This is a genomic window from Micromonospora sp. NPDC049089 (assembly GCF_040648775.1).
Taxonomy (GTDB): domain Bacteria; phylum Actinomycetota; class Actinomycetes; order Mycobacteriales; family Micromonosporaceae; genus Micromonospora.
Window position 1 is genome coordinate 1 of record NZ_JBEZEH010000078.1, and the last position, 22,019, is coordinate 22,019.

At 69.4% G+C, this 22,019-nt stretch carries 15 protein-coding genes; 8 read left to right on the plus strand and 7 right to left on the minus strand.

Going from position 1 to position 22,019, the window contains the following annotated elements:
• The first annotated feature begins 78 nt into the window (after positions 1 to 78).
• Both AB0B48_RS15640 and AB0B48_RS15645 read left to right on the plus strand, forming a co-directional pair.
• Entirely contained in the window at positions 79 to 6,420 is a 6,342-nt protein-coding gene (locus tag AB0B48_RS15640; RefSeq protein ID WP_357201431.1) for a polymorphic toxin-type HINT domain-containing protein, read from the plus strand.
• 26 nt (positions 6,421 to 6,446) lie between these two features.
• Positions 6,447 to 7,136, plus strand: coding sequence for a hypothetical protein (locus AB0B48_RS15645; RefSeq protein ID WP_357201434.1), 690 nt, complete (start codon positions 6,447 to 6,449; stop codon positions 7,134 to 7,136).
• A gap of 33 nt (positions 7,137 to 7,169) precedes the next feature.
• Here the strand turns inward: AB0B48_RS15645 and AB0B48_RS15650 are convergent, their stop codons facing one another.
• Both AB0B48_RS15650 and AB0B48_RS15655 read right to left on the minus strand, forming a co-directional pair.
• Complete coding sequence (locus AB0B48_RS15650) at positions 7,170 to 8,711, minus strand: alpha/beta hydrolase (protein WP_357201476.1); 1,542 nt, start codon at positions 8,709 to 8,711, stop codon at positions 7,170 to 7,172.
• A gap of 89 nt (positions 8,712 to 8,800) precedes the next feature.
• The gene (locus AB0B48_RS15655; RefSeq protein WP_357201437.1) at positions 8,801 to 9,916 is read right to left on the minus strand and encodes an ATP-dependent DNA ligase; all 1,116 of its coding nucleotides are present in this window, start codon (positions 9,914 to 9,916) and stop codon (positions 8,801 to 8,803) included.
• A 135-nt stretch (positions 9,917 to 10,051) separates the two neighbouring features.
• Here AB0B48_RS15655 and AB0B48_RS15660 point away from each other — a divergent pair, with 135 nt between their 5' ends.
• Positions 10,052 to 10,264 (plus strand): hypothetical protein, encoded by a 213-nt coding sequence (locus AB0B48_RS15660; RefSeq protein WP_357201440.1) that lies wholly within the window; start codon positions 10,052 to 10,054, stop codon positions 10,262 to 10,264.
• 148 nt (positions 10,265 to 10,412) lie between these two features.
• A complete protein-coding gene (locus tag AB0B48_RS15665) occupies positions 10,413 to 10,835 on the plus strand; it encodes an SRPBCC family protein (protein ID WP_357201443.1) in 423 nt (140 codons plus the stop codon).
• On the opposite strand, the gene AB0B48_RS15670 is transcribed toward AB0B48_RS15665, so the two are convergent.
• Positions 10,810 to 11,304, minus strand: coding sequence for a GNAT family N-acetyltransferase (locus tag AB0B48_RS15670; RefSeq protein ID WP_357201446.1), 495 nt, complete (start codon positions 11,302 to 11,304; stop codon positions 10,810 to 10,812). The two genes, AB0B48_RS15665 and AB0B48_RS15670, sit on opposite strands and share 26 nt — an antisense overlap.
• A gap of 97 nt (positions 11,305 to 11,401) precedes the next feature.
• Between AB0B48_RS15670 and AB0B48_RS15675 the strand changes: the two genes are divergently transcribed.
• On the plus strand, positions 11,402 to 11,905 hold the full coding sequence (locus tag AB0B48_RS15675; protein ID WP_357201449.1) for a DUF1990 domain-containing protein: 504 nt from the start codon (positions 11,402 to 11,404) through the stop codon (positions 11,903 to 11,905).
• Between the two features lie 21 nt (positions 11,906 to 11,926).
• Here the strand turns inward: AB0B48_RS15675 and AB0B48_RS15680 are convergent, their stop codons facing one another.
• Complete coding sequence (locus AB0B48_RS15680) at positions 11,927 to 12,847, minus strand: DNA-3-methyladenine glycosylase 2 family protein (RefSeq protein ID WP_355009388.1); 921 nt, start codon at positions 12,845 to 12,847, stop codon at positions 11,927 to 11,929.
• A 400-nt stretch (positions 12,848 to 13,247) separates the two neighbouring features.
• Between AB0B48_RS15680 and AB0B48_RS15685 the strand changes: the two genes are divergently transcribed.
• The 3 genes from AB0B48_RS15685 to AB0B48_RS15695 all read left to right on the plus strand — a co-directional run bounded on the left by AB0B48_RS15685 (position 13,248) and on the right by AB0B48_RS15695 (position 19,616).
• Positions 13,248 to 15,065, plus strand: coding sequence for a stealth family protein (locus AB0B48_RS15685; RefSeq protein ID WP_357201453.1), 1,818 nt, complete (start codon positions 13,248 to 13,250; stop codon positions 15,063 to 15,065).
• Between the two features lie 67 nt (positions 15,066 to 15,132).
• Positions 15,133 to 17,862 carry a CDP-glycerol glycerophosphotransferase family protein gene (locus tag AB0B48_RS15690; protein WP_357201456.1) on the plus strand — a complete coding sequence of 910 codons (2,730 nt, stop codon included), beginning with the start codon at positions 15,133 to 15,135 and terminating at the stop codon, positions 17,860 to 17,862.
• Positions 17,859 to 19,616: a stealth family protein gene (locus tag AB0B48_RS15695; RefSeq protein ID WP_357201459.1), complete on the plus strand. Its 1,758-nt coding sequence runs from the start codon at positions 17,859 to 17,861 to the stop codon at positions 19,614 to 19,616. Before AB0B48_RS15690 ends, AB0B48_RS15695 begins: the two co-directional genes overlap by 4 nt.
• Before the next feature lie 78 nt (positions 19,617 to 19,694).
• Here the strand turns inward: AB0B48_RS15695 and AB0B48_RS15700 are convergent, their stop codons facing one another.
• From AB0B48_RS15700 to AB0B48_RS15710, 3 genes are all read right to left on the minus strand, one after another.
• The gene (locus tag AB0B48_RS15700) at positions 19,695 to 20,342 is read right to left on the minus strand and encodes a hypothetical protein (protein WP_355009394.1); all 648 of its coding nucleotides are present in this window, start codon (positions 20,340 to 20,342) and stop codon (positions 19,695 to 19,697) included.
• Positions 20,343 to 20,544: 202 nt separating this feature from the next.
• On the minus strand, positions 20,545 to 21,327 hold the full coding sequence (locus tag AB0B48_RS15705) for a zf-HC2 domain-containing protein (protein WP_357201463.1): 783 nt from the start codon (positions 21,325 to 21,327) through the stop codon (positions 20,545 to 20,547).
• Entirely contained in the window at positions 21,324 to 22,016 is a 693-nt protein-coding gene (locus tag AB0B48_RS15710) for a sigma-70 family RNA polymerase sigma factor (protein WP_030488630.1), read from the minus strand. Before AB0B48_RS15710 ends, AB0B48_RS15705 begins: the two co-directional genes overlap by 4 nt.
• Positions 22,017 to 22,019: the final 3 nt, after the last annotated feature.

A 22,019-nucleotide genomic window follows, 5' to 3' on the forward strand; every position in this document is an offset into this window, starting at 1 on the left:
TCGCCGGCGCGCTGCTGGTCCTCTACGCCAGCCGCGAACTCAACCTGTCCCGGTAAGCGTGTCCCCACCCAGGCGCGCGTGGAACTCCTGGACGAGCAGCACTCCCGCCGACTCGGGGTCAGCGGCCCGGTGGTCGTGGTGAACGGCGACGCCGGGACGGTCGACGCGGTCTTCGACTACGCAGAGATCCGGCAGCTCTACGGCGCGGGCTGGGGTGAGCGGCTGACCCTCAAACGGCTGCCGGCCTGCGCGGCGACGACCCCGCAGCGGTCGGAGTGCCAGGAGACCGGTCGGGTTGACGCGACCAATGACCCGGCTACCAGCACGTTGTCGACCAGGGTCGACCTCTCCGGTGCGGCGCCGATGGTCTTTGCCATCACCGCCGAGGAGTCCTCGGAGGAGGGCGACTACAAGGCCACCGACCTGAAGGCGTCGGGATCCTGGACTGCGGGAGACAGCTCCGGAGGGTTCTCCTACTCGAACCCGCTGCGCCTGCCGCCGGCAGAGGGTCCGCTGCCGGAGATGTCGTTGGACTACTCGTCACAGGTGGTCGACGGGCGGATGGCCGGCGCCAACAATCAGGCGTCGTGGGTCGGCGACGGGTGGGATTACGCGCCGGGCTTCATCGAGCGTACCTACGCCACCTGCACGGACGACCGCGACGCTGTCGCCGGCAAGGATCCGAACAACAAGGACAAGAAGACCTACGACCAGTGCTGGAAGGGTGACTCGCCGAACGTCACGGTCTCGCTCAACGGCACCAACGCGTCCCTGATCAAGGATGACGCCTCGGGTGTCTGGCGGGCCCAGAGCGACAGCAACTGGCGGATCCAGTTGGACGGCAGTCCGGCGACGTCGGGGAGCGCCACGACCGAACGGTGGACGGTCACCACGCCCGACGGCACCCGCTACTTCTTCGCGGGCGAGGCCGCCGCGACCGACTCACGGTGGACGGTCCCGGTCTTCGGCAACCACTCCGGCGAGGACTGCCACGCCACCGCCTTCAAGGACTCGTCCTGCAAGCAGGCCTGGCGCTGGATGCTCGACAAGACCGTGGACGTGCACGGCAACACGGTCCGCTACTACTACCAGGGCGAGACGGGTCACTACGGCGCGGCTGACGACAAGGACAACCGGCAGTCGTTCACCCGGGGCGGTTACCTGACGCGAATCGACTACGGGCTGCACGCCAACTATTCGAGCGTCGCTGCCACCGGGCGAGTGGTGTTCAGCGTCGCCGAACGGTGCCTGGCGACCGAGTGCCACAAGGATGGCAAGCCGGTCAAGGCGAACTGGCCGGACGTGCCATGGGACAAGGAATGCGACGCGGTGCCCTGTACCGACAAGCTGGCACCGGTCTTCTTCAGCACCAAGCGACTCACGAAGATCACCACCCAGGTACGTGACGGCAGCGCGTTCCCCGACGTCGAGTCGTGGAGTCTGAGCCACGAGTTCAAGGCGCCGAAGGTGGCCGGCTCGGCGTCGCTGTGGCTCAAGGAAATCGTGCACGCCGGGCACGTCGGTGGCCTCGTCACGGACCCGCCGGTGCAGTTCACCGGCGTGGAGCTGGTGAACCGGGCCAATGTCCTGGCGGGTGCGCCGCTGTTCTCTCGGTGGCGGATTCAGAACATCCGCACCGAGTCGGGCGCCGACATCCACGTCACCTACTCCGATGCTGACTGTGACCTGAACGACCTGCCGGGCTCACCGGAGACCAACTCGCGGCTGTGTTACCCCGTGTACTGGACTCCGGACGGCTACACCGACCCGAAGCGCGACTGGTTCCACAAGTACGTCGTCACCGAGATCTCCGAGATCGACCGCACGGCTGATCAGCCGGCGATCACGACCCGGTACGAGTACAGCACCGACGGGGGTGGCACGAGCGTCCTGTGGGGCTACGACGACGGTGAGTTCACCAAGAAGAAGCACCGCACGTACGGGCAGTGGCGTGGTTACTCCCAGGTGGTCACCAAGGTCGGCGAGCCGGGTCGGGGCGTACCGCTGACGACTCGCAAGCGGTTCTACCGGGGCCTGGACGACCAGCCGTTGCCAGGCGGTGGCAGGCGCAACGTGCAGGTGTCCGACTCGGAGACCACCACGTTCTCGGACCATCCGGCGCTGGCCGGTTCCCCACTTGAGGAGGCGACCCTCGACGGGTCAGACGTCGTCGAGGCGTCCACCACGCAGTACTGGACCCACCAGACCGCCGCGCGGACCCACACCGGGGGCACCGACCGGGCGTACTTCACCGGCCCGTCCGTCGTGAAGACCCGCAAGTTGCTGGCGCCGAACGTGTGGGCGCGGACCGAGACCCGCACCACCTACGACTCGGACGGTCAACCGGAGACGGTGTCCGAGCTGGGGGACACCGCCCGTACCGGCGACGAGACCTGCGGCACCACCACGTACGCGAAGAACGGCACCGCGTGGATCCGCGCGGCGGTGTCCCGGGTGGAGACGGTCGCCAAGTCGTGTGGGGCGACGGTGAACCGCCCGGCGGACGTCATCTCCGATGTGAAGACCTACCACGACGGATCGGACACCCACGGCTCCGCTCCCAGCAAGGGCCTGGTGACCCGCGAGGACACCCTCGACACCTGGAACGGTGGACCCGTCTACGCCACCACCTCCCGGAGCAGCTACGACGCGCTCGGGCGGATCGGAAGCGTGACGGACGCCCGGGGCGGGGTCACCACCACCACGTACACACCCGCGGGCCCGGGGCCGGTCACCCAGACGGTCACCCTCAACCCACTCCAACACAAGACGACCACCACCCAACAGCCGGCCTGGGCCGAGCCGACGTCGGTGGTGGACGCCAACGACAAGCGCACCGACCTGGCACACGACCCGTTGGGGCGGCTCACCAAGGTGTGGCTGCCGGGCCGGGCCAAGGCGACCAAGACACCGAACCTGGAGTTCGGCTACCGGGTACGTGCCGACGGGCCGCTCGCCGTCACCACCAAGCGACTCGGACCCAACGAGACCTACATATCCGAGATCGGGCTCTTCGACTCGCTGTACCGGCCTGTCCAGACGCAGGAGGACTCCCTCAGTGGGCAGCGTCTGGTCGAGTCGACCGGTTACAACGACCGGGGCCTGGAGGCGTATCAGGCAGGTCCGGCGTACGTCACCGGCGCACCAGCCGACGAGCTGCTGCAACTGAACCCGGGCGAGGACCGTGTCCGCACCGTCCTGAGTCATGACGCCGTCGGACGGGTCGTCAACGAGGGCACCTGGTCGGGCCACAGCCAGTTGTGGGCGACGGTCACCAGCTACGGCGGCAACCCGGACGGCTGGCAGGTGGCGGTCACCCCGCCGAGGGGCGGCACGGCCACCGCGACCATCAGCGACGTCCACGAGCGGACCACGGAGCTCCGGCAGTTCCACGGGCTCACCCCGAGCGGCGGGTACGACGCCACGAAGTACACGTACACCCCGCGCGGTGACCTGGCGACCGTGACCGGCCCCACCGGGAAGGTCTGGGAGTACGGGTACGACCTGCGCGGCCGGGAGGTGCGCACGGTCGACCCGGACAAGGGCGAGACGACCCTCACCTACGATAACAACGACGACGTCACGTCCTCCAAGAACGACCTCGACGACGTGGTCTCCACCGAGTACGACGTCCTCGGACGGCAGAAGAAGCGCCTGGTCAACGGTCAGCCCGCCGCCGAGTGGGCGTACGACACGGTGGCCAAGGGGCACCTGTCCAAGCAGGTGTCGACCGTCGACGGACACCAGTTCGTCCGGGAGATCTTCGCGTACAGCGACGCCTACCAGGTCGCCGACGAGGAGGCGCGCATCCCGGCGATGCCGGGCCTGGGGACGGCGGCCGGGACGTACGTCTCGACGTACACCTTCAAGGCCGACGGGTCGCCGGACCGGATGAACGTTCCCAAGATCGGTGCCTTGGAGCGGGAGACGATCGGCCACACCTACGACGACCTGGGCAATGTCACGCGACTGGTGGGCACGTCGTACCCGTCGGGAACCAACACCGTCTACGTCGACGCCGCAACCTACTCGCCCTACGGCGAGGTCCTGAAGCGCACGCTCGGCGTCAACAACAAGCCGCAGGCGTACCAGACCTACGTCTACGACGACCCGACCCGCCGGCTCAAGGAGTTCTATTTCGACCGGGACGCGACGGTCAACAACGTCGCCGCCCTCTCCTACGAGTACGACCACGAGGGCAACGTCCTGTCGATGGCGAACACGCCGCTCGACAACGAGGACAAACCTCGACCTGGCGACAGTGACGTCCAGTGCTTCCAGTACGACCAGTTGCGGCGTCTCACCCAGGCGTGGACGCAGGCGACCACGACCTGTGCCGCGGATCCGACCGCGGGCGCCATCAGCGGTAAGTCGCCGTACTGGAAGGCGTACGCCTACCACGCGGACGGTTCCCGCAAGTCGGTCACCGACCGTCGTACCGGTGTCGCCTCCGACTACGGGTACGCCGCAGCCAACGCGGCCCAGCCACACGCGGTTCGGACCGTGACCACCGGCAGCCGGGTGGACCACTACGACTGGGATGCCACGGGCAACCTCACCTACCGCAAGGTCGACGGGGTCACCGAGAACCTGGAGTGGAACCCCCAGGGCAAACTCCAGAAAATCACCGGACCGGGTGGCGCGACCCGGATGGTCTACGACGCCGATGGCAACCGGATCGCCCGGATCGACCCGAACGGTCAGGCCACCGTCTTCATCGCCGGGCAGGAGCTGGTCGTTCAGGGTCAGGACACCACGGCGACCCGGTACTACCAGCACGCTGGCGACACGATCGCCTCTCGGGCCGCGTCCACCGCGACGGGTCCCAAGGACCTGACCTGGCTCGCCGCCGACCAGCACGACTCGGCGCACTGGGCGGTCAACTCGGTCACCCGGGTGGACACGGTCCGATACTCCGACCCGTTCGGAAACGCCCGCTCGGGCGGCACCGGCGGCACCTGGCCCTCCGGCCAGCGCGGCTTCGTCGGCGGCATCAGCGATCCGACCGGCCTGTCACTGCTGGGTGCCCGCTTCTACGACGCGGCGCTGGGCGCGTTCATCTCCGTCGACCCGGAGACTGACGAGTACGACCCGCAGCGGATGCACCCGTTCGCCTACGCCAACAACAACCCGGTCACCTTCGCCGACCCGGACGGCCTCTTCTTCGGAAAGATCAAGAATGCGGCCAGCCGGGCCGCCAACGCGGTGGCAAACACCGCCAAGTCGGCGGTCAAGGCCGTGGTCGACAACGCGGGCACCATCTCCGCGGTCGCGGGCGGGATAGCCATGGTGGCGGCGGTATTGCCACCACCAGCCCAGGTGGTGGCGGTTGCCGCCGGTGCCGTTGCGGCGGTCGCCGGCGCGATCGACACCGCGAAGACCTGCGCGGGTGGCGACAAGATGGGATGCGCCATGGGCGCGGCCTCCATGATCCCTGGTGTCCGGCAGGCCAAAACCGCCGCCCGTGGGGCCGGCGCAGTCAAGAACGCCGTCAAGAACAAGCCCACCACCTGCAAAACACCGAATAGTTTCCTGCCGGGAACTGCGGTGCTGATGGCCGACGGTAGTTATAAAGCAATTGAAAGCATTAAAGTCGACGATGTTGTCTGGGCGACGGATCCGGAAACTGGGGGAGAAGGTGCCCGTCCAGTTGCTGCCCTGATCACGGGCGACGGAATGAAGCAGCTCATCGACATCAGCGTCGACTCAAATGGTGACGGAGAGGCTGACGGGCTCGTTACTGCCACAGACCAGCACCCGTTCTGGGTCGACGCGCAGCAGAAATGGCTCGACGCGGAGCGCTTGCGGCCCGGTGATCAACTACTGACCCCGGATGGCGCTCGTGTCGCCGTCATCGCTGTCCTCGCCTACGGTGCTGTCGCCACGGTTCACAACCTGACTGTCAGTGACATCCACACGTTCTACGTCCGAGCAGGCGGCACCCCAGTACTGGTGCACAACTGTGGCATTGACGACGGTGCCGAAGAGCGGCTTGGTGAGATGGTTGATAACATATCTGATAGCGCTGTGAAGAATAAGCGGCCTGGCACGGTCAGCGAGAGTGTAGGTGTTCTGCCATCTGGCTTGTTGGTCGCGGTGCATACCACGTCGGCCACCTCGGGCCGGAAGCCTTGGAAGCTCTTCTCTGCCCTCACTGCATGTAGTCATCCTCATGGCGGGTGCAGTGAGGTGCATGGTATAGGCAGGCTGATGAATCTCGGGGCAAGACCAATTTCGGTAACAACGATGGGTATTCATTCGAAGCGAATAGGGAAGCAATGGCATAGGCGATTGTTGGATCCGTGCCGCGGCTGCAAGCGGTTGCTGCCTATGTTGAAGATCAGTTCTCGAGGGGCCTCCAAGTCGCCCGGGACGAGTACGCCATCGCAGTACACGCCGGGACGTATCGGAGGTCTCTGATTCGTGCGACTGTTGGAGGTGCTCTAGTGGCCGAATACGTCGGTGAGAATCCGGCAGGGTTGACCCAGCGCGCTCAGGATTTTCTGCGCAGATGCTCGCGCCGTGAAGACTTTGATCGAGGTCTTTTCGGTGCCGATCTTGACCAAGAAATCCGTGCTGTCTACGCCCAGCCGAACAGTAAAATCATCTCAACCTTGGAGTTTGTCCAGGAACGCTATGGAGGGCTTACCTACAAGAGTGGCTTATTTGACTCCGACGTCTTCTTCACGCCGGTCTGCGAGCCGGAGGATCCGACGGAGGAGCTTGAGATCCTGTATGCGGTGCAGACCGGATCGCCCTCGGGTGCCTGCCTCTCGGCCGACGGAGTAGTGATCGTTGGCGTGGATTACCACGAGGTGCCAGAGTTTCCATCGCTCGACTCGTTAATTGAATGCGACTCCATGTTCGAACTCGCCGAGCAGCAGCCGGCGACCGGCACTGTGCACCTTGCAGGGCTGGATCGTCTTCGAGGTGCTGTTGAGCTAATCGAGGCGAGTCCGTTTCGGCTTCGGCGAGTGCCGGAGGCAGGCGGTGCACACACATACTGGTTCAGCGGGCAATCGGCCTATGTGTTCCTGTCTGGAGTCTGGGGGGCGATAGGTTTCATGCCCCCGATTATCCGTGTTTGGGCCGGGAATCAGCAGGAGGTTGGTCGGATTCTCGCGACATTTGGCTGACGGTGTCCGGTCGGCTGACCGATCCGCGGATCGCTAACGGGGTGGGCAGCGCAGGCCCTCGCGGGGGACCGTGAGGTCGATCAGGTAGGCGTCGACAGCGTTGGTGATGCAGGACGTCTGCGGGTACGCGGTGTGCCCCTCGCCCTCCCAGGTGAGCACCCGACCGACGCCCAGCATCGACGCGAGCCGTGGGGTCTGCTCGTACGGCGTCGCCGGGTCGCCGGTGGTGCCGACCACCACGATCGGCGGTGCGCCGTTCGCCTTCCCGGTCGGGTAGGGGTCACGCCCGCCCGGCCATTCGACGCAGCTCAGCATGCCGACCGCCAACGCCGGCCCGAACAGCGGGTATTTTCCGCGCCACTCGGACTGCAACTGCCGGATCTGCTGCCGGCTCGGCTTCTCCGTCTCGTCGGCGCAGTTGATGGCCAGGTTGGCGTCGAACAGGTTCGAGTAGTGCCCGTTGTCCTCCCGGCCGGCGTACGCGTCGGCGAGTCGGAACACGTCCTTCGGGTCGCCCTCGGCGAGCTTGTCGATCGCCTGGGCCAGCTCCTGCCAGCCGGATTCGGTGTAGAGCGAGGAGATGACGGCGTAGAACACCCAGCCGGCGGTCGCCTCCCGCCCGTCGTCGCCGCGTACCGGGGAGACCTTGGCCTTGTCGATGGCCGAGGTGACGGCGGCGCGGGCGTCCGGGGCGATCGGGCAGCGGCCCGCGTTCGCCGCGCACCAGCGGGTGAAGTTGGTGAAGGCCCGCTCGAAGCCGCGGGCCTGGCTCTCCGAGCCCTCGACCAGCCGCTGCTGCGGGTCGACAGCGCCGTCGAGCACCAGCGCCCGCACCCGCTGCGGGTAGAGCTGGGCGTACGTGGCACCGAGCAGGGTGCCGTACGAGTAGCCCAGGTAGGTGAGCTTGTCGTCGCCCACGGCGGCGCGTACCGCGTCCATGTCGCGGGCGGCCTGTTCGGTGCCGTACAGCGGCAACTGGTCGCCGTAGCGGTCGCCGCAGCCGCGCCCGATCCGCTGGCTCAGACCGACGAAGCCGTCGAATGCCGACTGGCTCGCCGGGTCGGGGTCGAAGCCGAAGCTGGCGTCCAGGTCGGCGTCGGAGATGCACTTCACCGGGCTGGAGCGGGAGACCCCGCGCGGGTCGAAGCCGACAATGTCGAAGCGCTCGGTGATCGAGGCGGGCAGACCGCCGAACTGGGCGCCGAAGGAGAGGTAGACGGCGGTGTCGACACCGGAACCGCCCGGGCCGCCCGGGTTGATCACCAGGGAGCCCACCCGGTCGCGCTGCTTGGTGGACCGGGCGCGCAGCAGGGCGATCTCGAAGGTCTGCCCGGCACCCGGGCCGGCGCTCGCCCCGTTGCCGGTGCCCCAGTCACGGGGCACCTGAATCCGCGTGCACTCGTAGCGCATGTTCGGTGCGCTCCGCCCGACCAACTCGTCGGGCACCTCCGGGCAGGGCCGCCAGTTCGGCGAGCTGCCGGTCGGGGCGGCCGCGCCCTCCACCTCGGTGCGCGGCGCGAACGCCGGCAGCGTGCAACCGGCGGTGAGCAGCGCGGCGACGACGAAGGCGGCCAGAGTGCGACGGCCCCGGCGGCTGGACGCCCTCCGAGGCTGGTCGGCGGTGCGGATCACGTGGTCCTCCGGAATCGGGTCGACGGGCCAGGCTACGCCGAGCCGGTGGCGGCTCGGTCCACGGTGGCCGTCGGGTCGCCGCGCAGCACCTGGTCCACGTCGAAGCGGATCGGCCGGTCGAGCTGGTCGTAGCGGCAGGATCGGGGGTCGCGGTCCGGGCGCCACCGGACGAACTGCGCGGTGTGCCGGAACCGTTCGCCCTCCATGGCGTCGTAGCCCACCTCGACCACCAGCTCGGGGCGCACCGGCTCCCACTCCAGGTTCTTCGTGCCGGTCCACCGGCTGACCCCGCCGGGGATGCGTTGGCCACGCTCGTGGTCGCCGTGCACCCACGGGTGCTCACCGGCGATGTCCCGATAGGGCGCCAGCTCGTCGAGCAACTCGGCGCGGCGGGCCATGCTGAACGACGCGCTCACGCCCACGTGGTGCAGGACCCCGGCGTCGTCGTACAGGCCGAGCAGCAGCGAGCCCACCACCGGGCCGGACTTGTGCCAGCGGAAGCCGGCCACCACCGCGTCCGCCGTGCGGGCGTGCTTGACCTTGAACATCAGTCGCTTGCCCGGCTCGTACGGCAGGTCGGCCGGCTTGACGATCAAACCGTCCAGCCCGGCGCCCTCGAAGACGTCGAACCAGCGCCGCGCGGTGTCCGGGTCGGTGGTGACCTGGGTGACATGCACCGGCGGGCGCACCCCGGCCAGCGCCTCGACCAGCCGCTCCCGGCGGCGCGGGTAGGGCTGGTCGAGCAGGGCCTCGTCACCGATCGCCAGCAGGTCGAACGCGACGAAGTCGGCAGGGGTGGTCTCGGCCAGCATCTTCACCCGGGACGCGGCCGGGTGGACGCGCTGGGCCAGCAGCTCGAAATCCAGCCGGGGCTGGCCGCTCGGCCCGTCGCGCCGAATCACGATCAACTCCCCGTCGACGGCGCACCGCGGCGGCAGCTGCCGGCGGGCCTGCTCGACCACCTCGGGGAAGTAGCGGGTCATCGACTTGCCGCCACGGCTGGCCAGCTCGACCTCGTCGCCGTCGCGGAACACGATGCACCGGAACCCGTCCCACTTGGGCTCGTAGGTCACCCCGGGCGTGGTGGGCAGCTTGGGAACGCTCTTGGCCAGCATCGGCTCGATCGGCGGGTTGATCGGCAGGTCCACGCCGACCAGTCAATCAGACGGTGCCGACAGTCGTGAGGCAGATCACCGTGCACGGCGGGGCGGCGTGTCCCCCGGCGCGCCGCTCGTCCCGACCGGGCGAATCGAATAACCCCAGGTCAGAGCTACTTTCGCGAGGTGTCCGAGTGGGTCTGTGGCTGCTGCGGGCGGTGGCGGGTGAGCGTCGAGCTGATCCGGGGCCGCTACCGCTTCCGGCTGACCCGCCGCTACCCGCAGCGGTTCGGCGGCGGCCGGAACGTGCTCGGCGAGGTGGGTTCGGTGCCGGAGCTGGAGGAGCTGTTGCGGCGGCGTACCCCACTCACCCTGGCCGACCTGCGCGAGGCCGCCTGATCCGTGCGGGGGCGGCGTACGGCCGGGAACTGCCGGGTACCTCCACTGAGGAGGGACGGACGGCGGTGGACCGCGCTGTCACAATGCTCTCGGCGGCCTCGTCTGCACCCGTGGCGGTGCCGAGCGGCGTCGCCGGGGAGGGGACACCATGCGGTTCGAGGCCGACACCGAGATCGCCGCGGACGCCGAGCAGGTCTGGGCGGTGCTTGTCGACGTGCCCCGCTGGCCCGAGTGGACGGACTCGGTCACCCGGGCCGAGCGGGGCGAGCCGGGGCCGCTGACCGTCGGCGCCACCGCGCGACTGACCCAGCCGAAGCTGCGGCCGGCCCTCTGGCGGGTCACCGAGCTGACCGACCGGCGGGAGTTCGTCTGGGTCTCCGACGCGCCGGGTGTGCGGACCACCGCAGAACACCGGCTGCTGCCGCTGCCCGACGGGCGTACCCGCGTCGAGTTGGCCTTCAGCCAGTCCGGCCCGCTGGCCGGCCTGATCGGCCGGCTGTACGGCGGGCTGTTCCGCCGCTACGTGCGGATGGAGGCCGACGGGCTCAGGCGTCGCTGCGAGCGGGGCTGACGGCCGGCTTCTCCAACACCGCCAACGAGATGCCGTTCGGGTCCGGGCGGTGCGCCACGATCCGGTAGCCGTGCCGCTCGTACAACCGCAGGTTGCGCGCGCTGTCCGCTCCGGTGAACAGGGTGAAGCGGGTCGCCCGGCCGGCGCAGGCCCGCTCGATGGCGGTGAGCAGTTGCGCCCCGACACCCCGCCCCTGCTGGTCCGGGGCGACCGAGAGGCGGCCGACGTGCGCCGTGTCCCCGTCCAGGTGGGCCCGCACCGAGCCGACCAGCCGGTGCCCCAACCGGGCCGCGAGCACGATGCTCGGGCCGGCCAGTACCGCCGCGACCTCGTCCAACGTCTCGGTCAGCGGAGGCAGGAACGGATCGCTGTAGTGCTGCGCCTCGGTCAGGTACGCGGCGCGCTGGACGGTGAGGATCTCGCCGGCGTCCACGACACCGGCCGCAACGATGCTCGCCTCTGCGTTCATCGGGGCAGCACACCACAGCCGCCGTTGCCATCGACGGGCGGCCCGACCGCACCGGCCGTACCCTGACCGGTGTCCGGTCGAGGTCGAGGGGGCAACGGTGGGCGAGTTGACGTACCCGGAGGTGGGGTCGACCCGGCACGGGCCGTTGCCCGGCGGGTACCACCACCTGCGCCACCGGTATCCGTTGCCCGGCGGCTGCTTCGAGACCGCCGCCGACGCGGTGTTGAGCTGGCGGCTGCACCGCGCCGCAGGTGTCCGGATCCGCACCGACGCGCCGCGGGCCGCCACCGGTGTGCTGGTGGCCTCCGGCCTCGGCGTCGGCCCGGCCCGCCTCTGGGGGCCGTGCCAGGTGGTCTGGAGCGTGGACTCACCAACGCTCGCCGGTTTCGGTTACGGCACCCTGCCCGGGCATCCGGAGCGGGGTGAGGAGGCGTTCGAGGTCGTCCGCGACGACGCGGGCGCGGTCTGGTTCGAGGTCCGCGCGTTCAGCCTTCCGGACCGCTGGTTCACCCGCGCCGGCGGCCCGGCGGTGAGGGCCGTGCAGCACACGTACGCCTGGTGGCTCGGCCGTACCCTGCGTCGGCTGTGCGAGGGTCGCTGAACGCCCTCGCGCCGCAGCGACTCAGAACCGGGCGAACGAGCGGATCGGGGCGCGCGGGCCGTACTTCGGTGCCCGGATGCCGGCCGCCTCCAGCAGCAGACACACCCGGCCCCGGTGGCCTCGGAACGGCTCCAGCAGGGCCATCATCCGGGCGTCGTCGCCCCTCGGTTCGCCGGCGAGCGCCCAGGCCACCGTGTTCGGGATGTGGTAGTCGCCGACGCTGACCGCGTCCGGGTCGCCGTACGCGATCCGGACCACCTCCGCGGCCGTCCACGGTCCGATGCCGGGGATCGCGGTCAGCCGGCGGGTGGCGTCGGCTGCGTCGGTGCTGCGCTCCAGGCGGTCGGCGAGCGCGGCGGCGCGACGGAGCGTGTCGGCTCGGCGCTGTTCCACTCCGAACGGGTGGAACACCCAGTACGGGGCCGCGGCGACGGTGGCTGCCTCGGGCGGAAGGAGCAGCGGCTGCAACGGGCCGGGAGCCGGCTCCCGGAAGTGCCGCACCATCGCCGAGTACGCCCGGTAGGCCTCCTTGCCGGTGACCTTCTGCTCGAAGACCGCGCGCAGCAGTCGGGGGAAGACCTCCCCGGTGGCGGGCATCCGCAGCCCCCGGTGCTCCCGGGCCAGCCGGGCGACCAGCGGGTGCGCCGCCGCCAGTTCGGTGAAGCCGGTCAGGTCGTCGCGCAGCCCGGCGATCGCGTCGGCGCGGGCGAGGACGTGCTCGGCGCCGGGCCCGTACCCTTCCGCGAGCAACTCGCCGCCGGCCGGTCGCAGCGCGAGCGTGGCCGGACCGTCCGGGGTGCGGGTGGCCCACCAGAAGGTGCCGGCCGCCACCCGGGCGCACGGGTCGTACGGGCTGAAGGTGAGGGCGCGGACCGAGGCGATCAGCCGGTAGCCGACCGGTGGGTGCAGCACCCTGGTCGCGGCGGGTCCGGTCTCGGTCACCCCGCTACTGTGCCAGGTCACGGTGCGGGCTGACGAGCGGCCGTACCGGTTCCGCCCGGGGGTTGAGGAGCTTCGCGGGGGTACGTTCGTCCGACCTTCCCGGTGTGGTTGATCATCCGAACGGCCAGGATTATCTTGGCGAACCCTCGCATACCGCCCTTATGCCATTTTCGGCGGTGGGTCAGATATCGATCATGTGGTTGTTTGATGGCCTGCAGGTAAACGAGTGCCTCGGGCACCTGCGCAGTGTCAACGGGGGATCTGCGGAAGGGCATGCAGTGATGGCTGCGCGAGTCTGTGTCAAATCATCGCGAGTGGGATTTCGCCCCGCTACCCGTCCGCAGGGCTGACAGGTGCCCGCTGACGAGGCGGCCGTCCCGAGCGGACGGCGGCCCAGCGCATGATCGCCCTGAAGGTCTATCGACTCCTACCGTCGTCGGCGCGGCGACGGCTGCTGGGTCTGCTGCCCGCACACCGGCGGCTCGGCCTGGTGCAGACGCTCTCCCGACCGCGCGGCAGCGACACAGTGCATCACCTCGGTGCCCGGGTGGCAGTGACCGACGGCGGCGTTCGGACCCGGGCCGAGGTCGTCGCCACGGCGACCCCGTTGCAGCAGTGGCACCGCAACCTCACCGCCGTCACCACGGCGCTGCACGCCGCCGGCATCGAATACCACTGCATTCGTAACGACGACCACCTGCGCAGCACCGTCGCGGTCCTCGACGACCAGCGGACGGCGGTACGACGCCTGATCCGCTCCGCGCCGGAGCTGTCGGGCGCGGACGTCCGGGTGGTGCAGGTCCAGCCCCGTCGCGATCAACCGGACGGCGCCCCGACCGAGGTGATCCAGGTCTGCTTCCCGGTCACCGACACCCGCGCCGGTGTCGTCCTCGGCGCCCAGTTCGCGTGCGAGATCGAGTTCTGGAGCCGGCACGGAGACATGGTCCGCGCTCCCCGGCGCAACGGGGTCGTCGACGAGGCCCCCGCCCAGGCACAGCCGGTCCGGGTGGCGGCGGCGCTGCTGAGCCACTTCGTGCCCGAAGCCGACGACCACACCTACGGCACCCGCCGGGATCTGGCCGTCCGGGCGCCGGACCGGGTCGGCTTTCCGATCGACGCCGTCTACACCTGGGTGGACGGTTCCGACCCGCAGTGGCTCAAGCGCAAGTCGATGGCGCTCGGCACCCCCGGCGGCCCGTTGCACGCGGTCGCGGCCAACTCCTCGCGCTACCACAACCGCGACGAGCTGCGGTATTCGTTGCGGTCGCTGCACAGCTTCGCGCCCTGGCTGCGCCGGATCTTCCTGATCACCGACAGCCAACTGCCGAGCTGGCTCGACCCGAGCGATCCGATGATCACGGTCATCTCGCACGCCGAACTCTTCGCCGACCTCGGTGGCCGGTCGTCGTACAACTCGCACGCTATCGAGTCCCGACTGCACCGCATCGACGGACTGGCCGAACACTTCCTCTACCTCAACGACGACGTGTTCCTCGGTCGTCCGCTGCTGCCGAACCACTTCTTCCACGCCAACGGGATCGCGAAGTTCTTCCCCTCGCCGGCCCAGTTCGGCCTAGGGGAGGCGAAGCCGGAGGACCCGCCGGTGAAGGCCGCCGGAAAGAACAACCGTCGGCACATCCAACGGCAGTTCGGCGTGACCATCACGCAGAAGATGAAGCACACCCCGTTCGCGCTGCGCCGCAGCATCATGCAGCAGATCGAGGGCACGCTTCCGGACGAGGTGGCGGCCACCGCGCGGCACCGGTTCCGGCACCACGGCGACCTGTCCATCCCGTCGTCGCTGCACCAGTACTGGGCGTTCCTGACCGCGCAGGCCGTCCCCGGCGACATCGAGTACGAGTACGCCGACCTGGGTCACCCCTCGACCCCCGCCCGGCTGGCCGAGCTGCTGGCTCGTCGCAACCGCGACGTGTTCTGCCTCAACGACACCGACTCCGACCCGCTGTCGTTCGCCGAGCAGGAGCGGATGCTGGCCGACTTCCTGCCGCGCTACCTGCCCTTCCCCGCCCCGTTCGAGCTGCCGGACGACGTGGTGGCGGAGCGGCGGAACGTGGGCGCGGGGGAGCTGTGGCGGCGTTCGTACCGTCCGGTGCTGGATGCCCGTCGACGCGCCCCGGTCGACGCGCCCACCATGCCCAACAACATGCTCAACACGGTCAGCGACTTCAAGGCCGTCCTGCTCGGGCGCGACGAGTGAGCCCGCACCCGGCCGACGCGCCGATGTTCCCCCCGCGTTTCCCGCATCCTCTCCAGTGGAGCCCAGAGTGGTAGACCCCGCCCCGCAGGTCACGATCATCGTTCCGGTCTACAACGTGGTGGACTACCTGCCCGAGACACTCGGGTCGATCGCGGCGCAGACCGTCTTCGGCCAGTGCCACGTCATCCTGGTCGACGACGGCAGCACCGACGGCTCCGACCTGCTGGCCAAGCAGTTCGCCGCGGAGCACCCGAACGTGACCGCCCTGCAACAGCCCAACAGCGGGCCCGGGGCGGCCCGCAACCTGGCGCTCGACCTGGCCGACACGCCGTACGTGGCGTTCGTCGACTCCGACGACCTGCTGCCACCGCGCGCCATCGAGGTGCTGCTCAAGGCGATCGTGACCCATCGGGCGAGCATCGCCGTCGGCGACATGGACACCTTCCCGAAGCCGACCGCGTTCCTGTGGAAGAAGCCGTTCGGCAAGGGTGACCGGCTGCTGGAGTCCGTCGTCGACGCGCCAGATCTGATCTTCGACGCCGGCCCGTGCCACAAGCTGTACGACCTCGCCCAACTGCGCCGGCACGGTTTCCGGTTCCGCGAGGGGGTCCACTTCGAGGACGCCTTCCTGGCCATCCCGATGCTGCTCAAGGCCGAGCGCATCGCCCTGGTCGACACGGTGGTCTACCAGTACCGCAAGCGCGCGGTCAGCAGCTCCATCATGGACAACCTCTTCGTCCGGGAGCAGAACTTCTGGGATCACCTGGAGCTGTGCGAGACCCTGGCCGACCTGCGGCCCGACCTGGACGTGTTCCGCCGCGAGGTGCTCGAACGGTGGCTCGTCCGCAGCTACCAGGGCTTCGCCATGCGGGCGCACACCCTCTTCGAGGACGCCGACCTGTGGAAGATCTTCGAGAAGTGCACCCGGATCTACCAGGACATCGATCCCGCCTTCATCGCCCACTGGACGATCGACACCCGGCACCGCGTTCCGTACCTGGCGTTCAAGTTGTACGACTTCGAGTTGTTCGCGCGTCCCTGGCAGCGGCTGCGGGGGGTCGTCGCCTGCGGCGGTGACCTGCACCTCGACTACCCGGTGACGCCGGCGCTGCTCCCGCTGACCAAGGTGACAGCGGTCGGGGTGCGGCTGGAGCAGACACGGCTCACGTCCTCGGGGGAGACGCTCAAGGTCTCCGGACACCTGGTGGTCAACGGTCTGCCGATGCGTGCGCCGCTGAGCACCCCGATGGGGCTGCGGGTGCGGGGCAGCAGCCTCACGGTGCCGGTCACCGCTGAACGACGGGCGGACCTCAAGGCCGGAGACGACGACCGGGAGTGGTCGGGCTTCTCGGCGGAGCTGCCGATCAGCAAACTGCGTGGCGGCCAGCACGCGCTGCGGCTGGTGTTCCTGACCGCGACCGGGCAGGCCTCCCGGCACTGCCTGATCTCGGCGGCCTACCTGCGTGACGCGACCCTGAAGCTGTCCGGCAACACCCGGGTCCTGCCCACGTTCAGTGGGCGGGAGAACGCGGAGCTGCTGGTCCAGCGCAAGGCCGGAGTGGCTGGGCAGCGCCGGTGGCGACGCCTGATGCTCCGCAAGGACCTGCGGCACGCGGCCTCCCGGGGCCCGTTCTGGAAAGAGCGGCTGCTGCGTACGCTCACCGCGCCGTTGATGAGCCGACGCGACGTGTGGCTGGTAGGCGAGCGCACCGACACCGCGCAGGACAACTCCTCGCACCTGTTCCGGCACCTGCGGCAGGTGGAGCGTCGGCGCAACGTCTACTACCTGTTGGCCAAGGAGAGTCCGGACCGGCACCGGTTGCAGGGATTGGGCAACGTGGTCACGCACGGGTCGTTGCGGCACAAGTTCCTGATGTTGCACGCCACCAAGCTGATCAACTCGTACGACATCGACTCCTACATGCTGCCGTCCAGTTGGGAGCGGTCGCCCTTCCTCAAGCACCTGAACTGGCGGATCGCCCCCACCCGGGTGTTCCTCGACCATGGGGTGATCGAGAAGGACGTCAGCGCCGGTGTGCACCGTGGCCGGGCCTCCTTCGACCTCTTCGTGACCTCGGCCGACCGCGAGGCCGAGTACGTGGCGAAGGACCTCGACTACGGCGACATGGTGGCGAACACGGGCCTACCCCGCTTCGACGCGTTGATCCCGGACCGGGGCCACCGTCGCATCCTGTTCATGCCGACCTGGCGCACCTACCTCGTCACCCCGTCGTACAACAAGGCGGCCCGGCCTCGCGTCGCCTTCGAAGGCTCCGCATACCAAATATTCCTCGCCGCGTTGTTCGGTGACGAGCGGCTGCGGCAGGCGCTGCGGCAGTACGGGTACACCCTCGAACTCCTGCCGCACTACGAGATGCGCTCGCTGCTGGCCGGGCTCGTGCCGACCGACGACTGCTTCGCCATGGCGGACCAGACCAGCCGGACGGTGCAGGACGCGCTGCGCCAGTGCGACCTGTTCATCACCGACTACTCCTCCACGGCCTGCGACGTCGCCTACCTCGGCACCCCGCTGATCTACGCGCAGTTCGACGCCGAGGAGTTCTGGACCATCGGCGGCTACAAGAAGGGGTACTTCGAGCATCGGGAGGACGGGTTCGGCCCGGTCTGCGAGACCGCGTCGGAGACGGTGGACGCGATCATCCGGTACCTGGAGAACGGGTGCGTTCGTGAGGAGGAGTACACCCGCCGGGCGACGGACTTCTTCGTCACCCAGGACCGCAACAACTCCCAGCGGGTGGCCACCGCCATCGCGGCGCTGCCGGGCCCGCAGCGGTGAGCGGCCCGACGCCCCCATCGGGGGAGCCAGCCCGGGCGCTGGCCGAACCCACCGGGTTCGTGGAGGTGTACCGCCGGGTGCTGAGCCCGCAGACCCGGCGGGCCATCGCGACGAAGGTGAGCCCCAGGGCCCGGCACCAGCTGAAGCAGTGGGTCGCCCGGGCCGCGCGGGACGGGCACCTCTCCGAGCGCCGGGGCGAACGGCTGGCCCGCCGCCAGCCGGAGTTGCTGGCCGGCGCGGACCGGGTTGTCGTCACCGCCGACCGGGGACCCAGGGTGGCCCGGATCGGGGCGGTCACCCCCCTGATGGCACGACTGGACAACCTCACCGCGGTGACGGCGGCGCTCGACGAGGCCGGCGTACCCCACTTCCGGGTACGCGGCGAAACCCACCGCTCGTCGGTCGTCGCCGTCGACGCCGCGCACCGCACGCGGGCGTACGCCGCACTCGCCGCCGCCTGCGGTCGGGTCCCTGGCTACGTCGGCGTGCCGAACGACACCGGGCAGCCGGCGGCCGGCTTCGAGCCGAAGACCTGGGACCGGCTGGCCGACGCCGCGGTGTTGCGGCTGACCTGGTACTGGACCGACCCCCAGCGGCGGCTGGTGCTGGGGCAGGCGTACGGGTGCGACGTCGAGTTCTGGACCCGGGACGGTGACACCCTCGTCGCCCCGCGGCCCAACGCCGTCGCCGAACAGGTGACCGTGGCGGCGCCGCTGGTCCTCGTACCGGAGTCGCGGTTCACCGGCCTGGCACCCGCCGCCGCACCCGCGACCGCCTGGACGCGTCCGGAGTTCGCCGCACCGCGCCCCGACGACGTGCCGTTCCCGGTCGACGTCGTCTACACCTGGGTCGACGGCACCGACCCGGCCTGGCTGCGCCGACGGGCAGAGGTGGCGGGGGTGCCGTACCACGCGGAGGCGGCGAGCGCGGCCCGCTTCCTCAGCCGCGACGAGTTGCGCTACTCGCTCCGATCACTGCACCTGTTCGCGCCCTGGGTGCGCCATGTCTACGTGGTGACCGACGACCAGGTGCCGGCCTGGTTGGACCCGTCCGCCAGCGGACTGCGGGTGGTCAGCCATCGGGAGATCTTCACCGATCCGACGGTGCTGCCGACGTACAACTCGCACGCCATCGAGAGTCAACTGCACCACATCGACGGGCTCTCCGAGCACTTCCTGTACTTCAACGACGACGTCTTCCTCGGCACCGAGGTGCTGCCCCAGGACTTCTTCCTGGCCAACGGCATCTCCCGGTTCTTTCCGTCGCCGGCGCTGGTGCCGCCGGGCCCACCCGCCGCCGGGGACATTCCGTCGTCGGCGGCCGGGAAGAACAACCGGGCGTTGATCGCGGAGCGGTTCGGCACCGTGCTGACCCAGAAGATGAAGCACATGCCGCACGCGCTGCGGCGAAGCGTGCTCCAGGAGATCGAGCAGACGTTCCCGCAGCAGTACCGGCGGACCGCGGCGAGTCAGTTCCGCAGCATGGACGACCTGTCGGTCGCCTCGTCGCTGCACCACTACTACGCGTTCCACACCGGTCGCGCGGCACCGGGGAACCTGCGGTACACCATCGCCGAGCTGTCCCACCCGGACACGCCCGCCCGCTTGGCGCACCTGCTCGCCCGTCGGGATCGGCAGGTTTTCTGCCTGAACGACGCGTTCTCCGTCGAGGAGGACCTCGAGGCGCAGATGGCGCTGCTCATCCCGTTCCTGGAGACGTACTTCCCGGTGCCGAGCCCGTGGGAACGGGCCTGACCCACCCCGGACACGGCGGTGGCCGGTCGCGCCCTCCCCGGCGACGACCGACCACCGTGCCCTCGTGGGCGACCAGGCTCAGTACGAGTAGCCCGAGCCGCCGGCGTCGTTCGAGCCACTGTCCGCCGGCGGTGCGACGGCCTTCGGCGTGCCCTTGGGCAGGCAGCTCAGGTTCTTCTTGCCGTCCGGCTGGACCACGAACCAGGTGCCACCGACAGCCTGGCCCTTCCACTGGCCGGGCTTCTTGTCACCGATGTAGCGGTAGACCGGCCAGCCGCCGACAGTGAGCTGACGGGTGCCGTCCTGCCGGGTCACGCTGCTGACCTTGTCGTCCGAGACGCCGGTGAGCTCCGGGTTGCCGTCGGTCAGTGCCGGGGGCCACACCTCGGCGCACTTGTCGACGCAGTTCGACGACGGCGGGTCGGCGGTGTCCTTGTCGAAGCGGTACAGGATCCAGCCGTCCTGGTCGGTGACCACCTTGCCCATCCGGGCGACGCTCTTACCGACCAACTTCTCGGTCAGGTCGACGTCCGCGGGCGGGGCGTCGGCGGCGGGCGCCTCCGCGGAAGCCGAGGCCTCAGGTTCAACCGTCGCGGTGGGCTCGGCCGCGGCGACGGCGACCGGCTCAGCCGCGCTCGAGTTCGCCCCGTCGTAACCCGCGGGAGCGCAGGCCGTTAGTGCGACCATCGCGCTCGCGACGATGACGGTCCGCTTCATCTGTGCCACGTGCCCTCCTCATTCTTGACAGTTCACCCATAGGTACGGCGGTTGGGCTGTCAAGGTTGAAGTAGTAACAGTGGTCAATTTCACTTAAATCGATTGAACCGTTTCCGGCTGCCATGCGTACGCACCCGCGAGGGACCCTCACGTAACGACAGATCGGCGCCGGCCATTGTGACAATGACCGGCGCCGATGCGGTAGGCGCGCTTACATGGGTACGGTGACCAGCGGACTCGCCACGCCGTTGGCATCCACCGACTGCACCTGGAGCTGCTTGATGTCCTTCGGCAGAGCAGACGTCGAGGCGCTCAGTTCGAGACCCTGCGGCCGGGTGTTGGTGCCATAGCCGCCCTCCGGCACCGACCAGGTTGAGATGACCTCGGTGGTGGCGTTCTTGCGTACGACCACCAGTCGGCAGACGCGTGGGCCGGGCAGCTTCCGCAGGCTGAAATTGATCCGGGTGCCGTAGTCCTTGGTCACCAGGAACATGGTGGTCTGCACACCGGTGGTCGGGTCGGTCGCCTCGACCTGGTCGCCCTCCACCTCGGTGCCGCCCACACCCGGGCCGCTCGGCGCGGCCGTCGGCACGCTCGTCGGAGGGTCGTTGGGCGCGCTCGGCGTCGACTCGGCGAGCACCCCCGGCGGTTGATCGTTGGCGGTCACGCTGACGAAGCCGTACCCGGTCAGACCGCCGAAGACCACCACCGCGGCGGCCGTCGCGAGCATGTGACGAAACCGGCTACGTCGCCGGTCGGCCCGGACCGCGCCGAGCGTCCGGTCCAGCAGGGCCGGGTCGGTCGCCGTCTGTTCCAGCGCCATCATCGTCTCGCCGTCGATGTCGGAGAGCAGCCCGACGACCGGCACCATCGTCTCCAACTCGGCCGCGCACGCCCAGCAGGTGGCGAGATGTTCCTCGAACCGCTCAGTGTCCTGCTCGTCGAGCACACCGAGCGCGTACGCCGCGACGTCCATGTGGTCCGGCCGGCTCATTCTGTCACCCCCCGCTCCTGCAGAGCCGTGCGCAGCGCGCGCAGCGCGTAGTAGACCCTCGACTTGGCGGTGCCGAGCGGCAGGCCCAACTCCTCGGCTGCCTCCGGCACCGTCCGCCCCCGGAAGTACGTCGAGATCAGAATCTCCCGGTGCGACTGACTGAGCGTACGCAGCGCGTCCGCCACCGTCATGGTGCGCAGGACCCGGTCGGTGCTGTCCGCCTCGGCGAACGCGGTGAGGTCCCGGTCGTACGTCTCCGGCGGCCGGGCCTCCTGGCTGCGGTGCTCGTCGATGGCGATGCGGCGGGCCACAGTCACCAACCACGGCCGCAACGAGCCCTGCCCCTGCGTGCCCAGCCGGTGCGCGTTGCGCCAGGCACGCAGCAGCGTCTCCTGGACGATGTCCTCCGCGCGCTGCCGGTCCCCCCCGGTGAGGCGCATGACGAACATCAGCAACGGGCCGGCGTGTTCGGCGTAGAGCTGACGGATCAACTGGTCGGAGTGGCTGGCCTCGGTTGTCGTCGCCTGATGGCGTCCGGGCGCCGGTCGCGGCGTCACCGGACCATTCTGGCGAGTCGACGCCCGTGCGTCGACCCCTCGGGCAGACGAGGTCGACCGTGACGAGGGTCGCGCCGACAACCAGTCAGCGCGTACCGCGTCGCCATGCCAACCGGCCGCCACCGCGTGCATGCA